An 8144-nucleotide genomic window follows, 5' to 3' on the forward strand; every position below is an offset into this window, starting at 1 on the left:
ATCAATAAACCGTACCTTATGATGCTTTTTCGCTTCGTTTAAATAGCGTCTTCGTCTTTTCAGTGCCTCCGTAAATAATTGAATAATATGAAAGTGATCAAGCACATGAATGGAAGACGGAAAAACGGATTGAATCGCTTTGGCCATGGCCGGTGCTAAATCGCTCACAGCCTGTTGAATGGTTCCTTTCACACAAGAAAGAGCCGATTGAATCGCTTCTTCGTCTCGTCCTGGAACAATCGCTAAAACACGCCCTGTGTCGGCATTTAACACACTTGTCGCATAGGTATGTCCTTTGCGAAGAGCAAACTCATCCACACAAATTCTAGAGGGCTCTTCTTCTGATAATTGTTTAGGTGCATATGTATAAAACCAACGTTCGACCGTTGTGTACGGTAGTCCATATTCACAAGCCACATCTGAAATGGCTCGTCCATGACAATGATCAACAATTTGAAGACGATAAGCTAAAGTGGAAGAGCGAACAAGTCCTAGATCATAATCATAGGTAAACGTGTAATCACAATTTGTGCAACGTTGTCTAGGCACTTCTAATTCAATCCAAAGCGTGCCGATGTGCCAAGCATAACTATGACGAAAGCGACGAAGCTTTTTATCATGACGATAGGTTTTACCCAAGCAAATAGGACAAAGAATGCATTGAGGTGCTGCTTGAACCGGAAAAACGGAGGGCTCTTCATCAGAAGGCATGGAAATCTCAAAAAAAGATGGTAATGGCATAATAGATTTGATAAACTGGTTGTACATAGCGAAAACTCCTATCGTGATTTGTCTCGTCAACGATTACGATACCAGAGTTTTCGCTTTTTTCATATCCATATATGGAAAAATATTCGTTTTTTACATAAGCAACCCCAAGTTATGGTGATGAGCCTTTTCTAAGTCGATTTGACAAGATCTGCTATCATTTGTGAAAGCAACTGTATATACAAACTCAATACCTTGGTGACTTTTTTTGTTATAATATAAGAAAAAAAGCGATAAAATGTACTGTTCTTATTGTCATTTACTTGATGGATGTTTTTGGCAAAATATATCGTTTTATCGTTGAATTCTAATTCTTTGTATTCACCTTCATACCCAACAGAACTTGACAGTAAGTTAATGTTTTCCCTAATAGAGCGTGTTCAAAAAGTGCCTAATTCGCTAAAAAAACAAAAATGCACCTTTACAAAAAATGGTAAAATGGAAGTGGCAAACAACCCAAAATACCAATTTGCGAGGTGCATTTTCATGGAATTACAATTAGAACTAATCCCATACCATTACTATAACACACTCGGCTTTGATGTGGAACTCATTGATTACATCGACCATGTGGATGATGGAGTTGTAGTAAACAAAATAACCCCCCTTTATAAGAATGGTGGGCGTCCACCCGTGGATCCAAGGACATATTTTCGGATGCATTATCTGTACTTTACACGTCCCGAAATCACGTCTTTTCGAGAGCTATGCAGACAACTCATGGAACCGAAAAACCAGGCTTGGCGTAACTTCATTGGGACTCCTAACATAGAAGATGTACCTGCTCACAGTAGTTTAAGTCACTTTCGTAAGATCGTTACGCCAGAATTATTTTATGAGATCTTATTTGATCTTATAGGCCAAGCATTAAAGTTGGACAACTTTTTACAATCAAACCTTGCAGGTATTGATTCTCGACCTGTCTACGCTCATGTAAATGGATACAAAAAGAAACGTTGTTCCTGCGAGAATAAAGATACTTGTGCATGTGAAAAGACGTACTCGGATCCTGATGCGAAAGTGGGGGTACAACGAACCAAAGCCAATCAAAACAAGTTCTTTATTGGCTATCGGAAACATTCGATCGTCTGTCCTACACCTTCAGGGCCTGTCGTTCTGTTGTCGATCATTCTTCCACCCGATACCGCCGACATCGATGTGCTGCTCCCATTGATTGAAAAGATCAATCAAATAGGTGATCTGAAAGTGGAATATCTTGTTGCTGATCTAGGCTATTTTAGTGCCGAAGATCAGACCACATCCTTAAAAAAGTTGTTTATGTCCTAGTGATTCGTCTGCCCTTTTTTAGAGTGAAAATAACTAAAAATCATTTAAGCAATCTCATTCTAAGTTATTTTACTTTCATTCCCACATTTGGAAGTTAGGATAGCTAATGTGCAACTTGAGATTAAGTTAAGAGGGTACTTTTTGAACATACTCTAAAAGGAAATAGATTTTAAACAAACGTTTAATTAAGTGGGGAAAAATTGATTTTACTGGTGTTCAACGTTTAAACAAACGTTTAATTAAATAGCATACAGGAAGGAATTTTCGTTGATGCAGAGGGGCTGTCTAAAAAGTCCATATTAGAGTAAGATACTTCAAAATTAAGACCCAAAGAGTGTTGATTTCACAGCATTCTTTGGGTCAACTTTTTAGATTTTAGGGCGTAAATACTACTTTTTGGACATCCCCTCTAAGAATTGTTGTTAGGTCAAGTACCGTTATCACAAAAATGGAAATTCAATCTTATCAATTAAATGTTGAAAGTCAATAAAGGGATTACGATTTCCTTGTATTTCATAAATCGCTTGGTTGCGATGCAACTCATAAATAGTAACAGGAAAGGCGTGATGCCAGTTAATTAATAACGAAAGGTTTATTCGTTTTAAATGACTTTTTTTAATGGCATTCGGATATCGTAATAAAAAATACATCATCGCTCGAGCGACGCTTCCCTTTCCATGTTCTGGTTCAAAATAACCATCTTTCACGACACCACATGCGTTTCGGATTTTTTCTTTAGGCGATTCAGGCTCGTAAAAGGTAAAATCATGGTAATGAAAATTGGATCTTTTTACATTACACTTCGGTAGGCAAATAAACAAATGATGTAAATCCCCTTTCATTGGTTCTCGAGCATGAAACCAAGATTGGGGAACAATATGTTCAGTATTAAACTTGAGATATTTGTCGATTGTTCTCATCTTTTTTAATAATCTAGCTTCAGAATGGGCATCGATTTCAGAAAGACTATGAAACTTTTCATATCTTTTTTTTATTTTTTCATAGTCTTCATGAATAATTTGGCTAGGATTGTATTCTTCATTTGAATAAATGCTTTTGACCGTACCATCTGGCTGCAAATCAACAAAAGTATATAAAAAATAATCTTTACTTAAAAAATAAGGTAATTGATTTTTATGAGAGTGTTTAATCAAGTGATGATATCGGTAAAATAATTCAATGCCGGTTACTTCTTTTCCCATAATGTTTTTATAATAGGATGCTTTATCTTTTTCATCTTTTTTCGCATTATAATAAAACTGCGGATTTTTTCTAATTTTTTCTTGGTTTTGTAAAAGTGTAAGGATCGATCGTGTTCTATCTAGTTTTTCCCACTCTTTGTGTTCTAGAATATGCTTGATTAATGGTGTTTTATTTTTCTGTTTTTTGCTCATGGACTTCATACCTCGGTATTCTATTATCGGTCATCATAAAAAACTTCTTATTTTTATTTTAAATGATTCTAGTAGAGATTGAGGAATTTATTTCTAATCTTCACAACAAAGATATAAAAATTCTTGTATAAAAGTAGCCTATGTTATCGTAAGGTAAAGCTGGAGTTGAAGCGAATGAATAAGTCTACTTAAATAGGTTCTTTTCATGGTGAAATTTGCTATTGAAATCGTAAAAAAAGCTCTAGGTACGTTGAACCTAGAACTTTTCTATCTTTAGCTCACTCTTAACGGGCAGTAAGACCCCCACCTCAAGATTCTGTAGTAAAACAAAGAAGATGGGTGGGGGACAATTGCCCGTAAAGGTCCGATTGGTTCAAGGGCCTTTAGGTCATCCCGTAAGGACTAACATTCAGTGGGGGATGAAAAAAACCCCCACTGAATGAAGTTTCACTTTATCAAATCGCCCCTCTAATTACCTTCCGATAATACATTACTGAAAGCATTCCGAAGATAGAATATAAAATGGTATAAAGTACCATAACCATTAGCATCGGTACCCATAGCTCTGTTCCAAATAAAAACCAGCCTGATTGGACGGCGAAATAGCTGTGAAGTAGCCCTATGACTAAAGGAATGCCAAAGTTAAAGAGTTGCTTGGCGCGAATGCCTTTTAGTAAATCTCCTTCGGTAAAGCCGAGTTTTCGTAAAATGGTGTAGTTCGGCTTTTCGTCTTCGCTTTCGCCCATTTGTTTAAAGTAAAGAATACAGCCGGATGTTATGAGGAAGGTTAGTCCTAAAAATCCGACGATAAACATGATGAGTCCCATGTTCCTTTTCTGACTGTTACTCATTTCAAGACGTGAATCGTGTGAAAGATTATTATGGAAGTTCGCTTCTTTAAATAGATCATTTGCTTTTTCGAGCTGTTCTTCTTTTACGATATTAATTCCGATATACGTCGATGATTCTTTTTGAATTTCTGGATTTAAATCGTTTTTTAAACGTTCAAAGATGGTTTCGTCTACGATATGAGACTACTATAAACTTTAAGAGTTTTTCAAACAAAAGACGGCGGGAAAAATGTTTAGTTTACAAAAGATAAAATGCAACATGTTTTCCAAAACCATCATCCGATTATTGGACTGGAAAAGGTGGAAAATCGATGTTAGATTCCAAAATTAAGTGTTAATGATGTAAAGAATTTTGTAACTAATAATACTATAATAGTAACAAAACTAAAATTGGGAACGCATTGAAAGTGGAAAATTTTGTGATGTTTACAAGGCTATAAATGGTATCAAGCACAAAATACACATAGGAAAAGATGGTTATGTGAAATCAGCATATCCAGTTTAATAGGGGTGTTAAGATGAACAGGATAGAAACTTTCATAAGAGATATAAGTTCAGATGAAAATGAACCTTTATTTTTACCCATTACTAATACTGACTCAATAGAGTTAGTAAATCATACATTGCATGAAAATGATTATGATTATTTAGAAGGAGCAATCAGCTTAACTGTCGACTCTGAAGTTATTTTATCTAAAAGCATGGAAACAACAGACCTTTTATTTACATGGCAAACATTAATTGAACCTATATTAGCTCCTAATGAAAAAGATTATAGAATCGCATTGTTAGATTCTCTCTATGAAGTCGAATTATCATTAGTAAACGATGGTTATGTTTTCGCGAGAAAGAAACTAGATGAAAGTTGTGAAGTGATATCAAAAGTAGTTCCGAAAAAAGTATACAATGAATTGGTGAAAGATGGGTTTTTGGAATTTGGAGAATACATTATCAATAATCAATTATTCTTTTCAGAAGAAAGCTCATTTTTATCTTTTGTTGAGGATTACAAAAAAATAAGAAAAGAATTTGAATAGATAGATGCAAGAAAATTGTAAGAGATAAATACATGATTATATCGCAATGAGGCTATATATTTCTAAGGAAGATGAGCGAGTAAAATCTATTTTAGATGACCCATATTGTCCTGAGAGTTTAATTCAAGGTGTTTGCGTAATTTATAAACTGGTTGTACAAAGCGAAAACTCCTATTGTGGTTTGTCTAGACAACGATTACGATACTAGAGTTTTCGCTTCTTTTACATCTGTACATGGAAAAATATTAATTTTCACATAAACAACCTCAAGTTATGGTGATGAGTCATTTTTTTGTAAGTAACTTTTTGTGTTAGGAATTCATATTTTGTATATATGTTGATAATTGAAATCTGCTTCTTTCGCAAATTTCGATTCTAACCTCTGAATTGATTCTGATGAAACAAGGAGAATCAATCGTTTCCAAAAGGGGATTAGTCTTAAACAAACGTTTAATTAACTATGAAAAAGCTTGAGAGAAGAATTTTTCCGAATTTGCTGCCTGCACCTCAGTACAATAAAGTGTTTACATAGCGGGGGACAGGCTGTTATCAATAAAAAACCTATGGAATCGGATCGGTTAATCTGATTCCATAGGTTTTTTTAATTTATTCTTATCGCTTTTTTGAGTTCGAAAAGTGAATTTCTAGAATATTCGTCTCCATATTCAGCTACCAATCGTTCAATTTTACATATCTTTTCTCTTAACTCGGTATGAATTTCTGTAGTGTCTGCTTTTGAATAAAGAATATGAAGTAAGTCTAAGACTTCGCCTATTAAAAAGGTAGTTTTTAATTGTAGCAACTCATTAACAACTGTTGGAATGTAATTAAAAGCATCTTGACTACTCATACCCTCAGTTAATTTTTCAAAGGAATTTCTAAAATACCATTCATCCTTATCCAACTTCTCTTCCCAATCTTTTAATATTTCTTTTAGTTCAAGCATTATGCATTCACCCTATTAATTATTTGAATTTGAAGTCATCAAACTTGCCTGTTTCCAAGTTGTTTCAAACATAGGAGGGTAGGAAGCTTTTTTCGATAAGTACAATAACTTGGCAATTATTGTGCCTGTCTATACATGTTGGTGAAGTGTTTCACTTGTTGTCACTTGTTGAGTTTTCAATTTTGCTTTTCCACTCCATGAGAGGTACGTCCACATACGGAGTATTTTCTCTATAGGTCCTGTTTTAAATATTTTTAAATAGAGCAGACTCCCCAACCATTGAAAGCTAAATATGACAACGGCTAAACCAACTCCTGCTAGAACACCTAGTTTTCCAAATAACCCAAAGCCATATCCGTAAAAGATCGTGACACATATGACCGTTTGAAGAAGATAATTGGTTAGTGACAAACGACCGACACTTTCAAACCCTTTAATGATAAGAGATTGTTCTTTGCTGAGCAACAACGAAAATGTGAAGATATATCCAAAAGCAAGAATTGGACCTCCTAATGCATAACCGACTCCCGCTAAATCCGAATCTGGAATTACAAACTTTATGGTTTTTAATGTTAGGCCAAGTATTAACAATACAGTAGCTCGTTTCATCCTAAACGAACGTTTTTCTTTTAAGTTATGGAACCATTTTGCTTTTGCAGCGACCATTCCAAATAAAAACATCGGTAATGTTACAATTGGAGACATGAGAAGAAGAATGAAAATCATCTCATTAGGTAGCGGTAGGGGATCTTCTTTACGATGCTCCATAATTTCAGTAAATGTACCACTTCCATAAATCTCGAATGTCTTTTCTAGATATTCATTCATGGCCGCTTTTTCTTCATGAGTCGAAGTAAAATCTCCACTTCCATATCCTAATACTCCAGTAAGGGAAAGCGTAATTAACGCCCATATTATAAGCGTTTTTTTCTTTCGATTGATAAATACTAGTAGAAGAAATCCTGTCATTCCATAGAAAAATAAAATGTCACCTTCCCATAGAAATGCGCTGTGCAGTCCCCCTAACAACAACAAAAATAAAAAGCGTCGGATTAAATGTCGTTTTACTTTTAACCCTTTATCTTCAAGGCTTTCTTTCATTTTGATAATTCCATACCCGAACAAAAAGGCAAAGATGGGCATAAAACTCGATTCAACAAAAATGGATAAGCCTTTATGAGTTAGTTCGTCAATTCGAGATGGGGAATAAAATGATATTTCATCCTTTCCATAAATTCCATATTGAAAAATCAACATATTGGCTAGTAATATGCCAAACAAACTCAAACCACGTAAGGCATCAACGGCTTTTATTCTCTTTATCATGAAACTTCTCCCTCATTTGTAGATTTATATTGTTTAATGCAGTGAATACCAATGAGAAGAAAACCAATGCCTGCTATACGAATAATCGGTTCATAAGCGACTTGAGAAAACCAGATGAAAGAGGAAACGAACATGTTTGCTCCAATTAAAAGAAGAAAAGTAAATAAACACCTTTTTATTTCCATCTCTACTCCTCCAGTTTCATTATTTCTCTTTTCTACATTAATGAATGCTCCTTACGGGAAAGTATACGAAAACCTTACAATTTGCTAACTATTCATATTCATTTGTTAAGGTATTTGTAAGGTAGCTGTGGTAGGATGGTGAGGGGGTGAAATGGTAAAAATTATGAATATTTTACTTGTTGATGATGAAACATCTATTGTGAAAATGATGGAAAAAATATTAATAAAAGAGGGGTACGCTTCAATAAAAACAGCCTTTACAGCAAAAGAAGCGCTGCAACAGATTGAGGTGTATTCTTTTGACTTTATCGTTCTAGATGTCATGTTACCAGATGGGAATGGATTTGAGC

General features: G+C 34.7%; 8 protein-coding genes and 1 pseudogene. 3 read left to right on the forward strand and 6 right to left on the reverse strand.

All coding sequences use genetic code 11. From position 1 onward, the window contains the following. On the reverse strand, positions 1 to 768 hold a 768-nt coding region (locus MLD65_RS17560; RefSeq protein WP_243293118.1), incomplete at its 3' end, for a transposase. Between the two features lie 276 nt (positions 769 to 1044). Between MLD65_RS17560 and MLD65_RS17565 the strand changes: the two genes are divergently transcribed. After that, a complete protein-coding gene (locus tag MLD65_RS17565; RefSeq protein ID WP_243293119.1) occupies positions 1045 to 2055 on the forward strand; it encodes a transposase in 1011 nt (336 codons plus the stop codon). A 440-nt stretch (positions 2056 to 2495) separates the two neighbouring features. On the opposite strand, the gene MLD65_RS17570 is transcribed toward MLD65_RS17565, so the two are convergent. Both MLD65_RS17570 and MLD65_RS17575 read right to left on the reverse strand, forming a co-directional pair. Continuing rightward, entirely contained in the window at positions 2496 to 3449 is a 954-nt protein-coding gene (locus MLD65_RS17570; protein WP_243293120.1) for an endonuclease I family protein, read from the reverse strand. A gap of 455 nt (positions 3450 to 3904) precedes the next feature. Next, positions 3905 to 4477: pseudogene (locus tag MLD65_RS17575) on the reverse strand (bacitracin ABC transporter permease); the annotation flags it as partial. Positions 4478 to 4818: 341 nt separating this feature from the next. Between MLD65_RS17575 and MLD65_RS17580 the strand changes: the two are divergent. Continuing rightward, positions 4819 to 5337: a hypothetical protein gene (locus tag MLD65_RS17580; protein ID WP_243293121.1), complete on the forward strand. Its 519-nt coding sequence runs from the start codon at positions 4819 to 4821 to the stop codon at positions 5335 to 5337. A 601-nt stretch (positions 5338 to 5938) separates the two neighbouring features. Here MLD65_RS17580 and MLD65_RS17585 read toward each other — a convergent pair. The 3 genes from MLD65_RS17585 to MLD65_RS17595 all read right to left on the reverse strand — a co-directional run bounded on the left by MLD65_RS17585 (position 5939) and on the right by MLD65_RS17595 (position 7794). Next, positions 5939 to 6283: an ABC transporter gene (locus MLD65_RS17585; protein ID WP_243293122.1), complete on the reverse strand. Its 345-nt coding sequence runs from the start codon at positions 6281 to 6283 to the stop codon at positions 5939 to 5941. Between the two features lie 129 nt (positions 6284 to 6412). Continuing rightward, positions 6413 to 7609, reverse strand: coding sequence for a DUF418 domain-containing protein (locus MLD65_RS17590; RefSeq protein ID WP_243293123.1), 1197 nt, complete (start codon positions 7607 to 7609; stop codon positions 6413 to 6415). Then, a complete protein-coding gene (locus MLD65_RS17595) occupies positions 7606 to 7794 on the reverse strand; it encodes a hypothetical protein (RefSeq protein ID WP_243293124.1) in 189 nt (62 codons plus the stop codon). Before MLD65_RS17595 ends, MLD65_RS17590 begins: the two co-directional genes overlap by 4 nt. A 151-nt stretch (positions 7795 to 7945) precedes the next feature. Here MLD65_RS17595 and MLD65_RS17600 point away from each other — a divergent pair. Further along, the coding region (locus MLD65_RS17600; protein WP_243293125.1) for a response regulator transcription factor at positions 7946 to 8144 on the forward strand (199 nt) is incomplete at its 3' end.

It is taken from the genome of Bacillus sp. FJAT-47783, assembly GCF_022808615.1.
In the GTDB taxonomy this organism is placed as follows: Bacteria; Bacillota; Bacilli; order Bacillales; family Aeribacillaceae; genus Bacillus_BZ.

Excerpts from the sequence above, each read along its gene's own strand:
- MLD65_RS17570 (WP_243293120.1), bottom strand. The coding sequence starts at position 3,449 with ATGAGCAAAAAACAGAAAAATAAAACACCATTAATCAAGCATATTCTA.
- MLD65_RS17580 (WP_243293121.1), top strand. The coding sequence starts at position 4,819 with ATGAACAGGATAGAAACTTTCATAAGAGATATAAGTTCAGATGAAAAT.
- MLD65_RS17585 (WP_243293122.1), bottom strand. The coding sequence starts at position 6,283 with ATGCTTGAACTAAAAGAAATATTAAAAGATTGGGAAGAGAAGTTGGAT.
- MLD65_RS17590 (WP_243293123.1), bottom strand. The coding sequence starts at position 7,609 with ATGATAAAGAGAATAAAAGCCGTTGATGCCTTACGTGGTTTGAGTTTG.
- MLD65_RS17595 (WP_243293124.1), bottom strand. The coding sequence starts at position 7,794 with ATGGAAATAAAAAGGTGTTTATTTACTTTTCTTCTTTTAATTGGAGCA.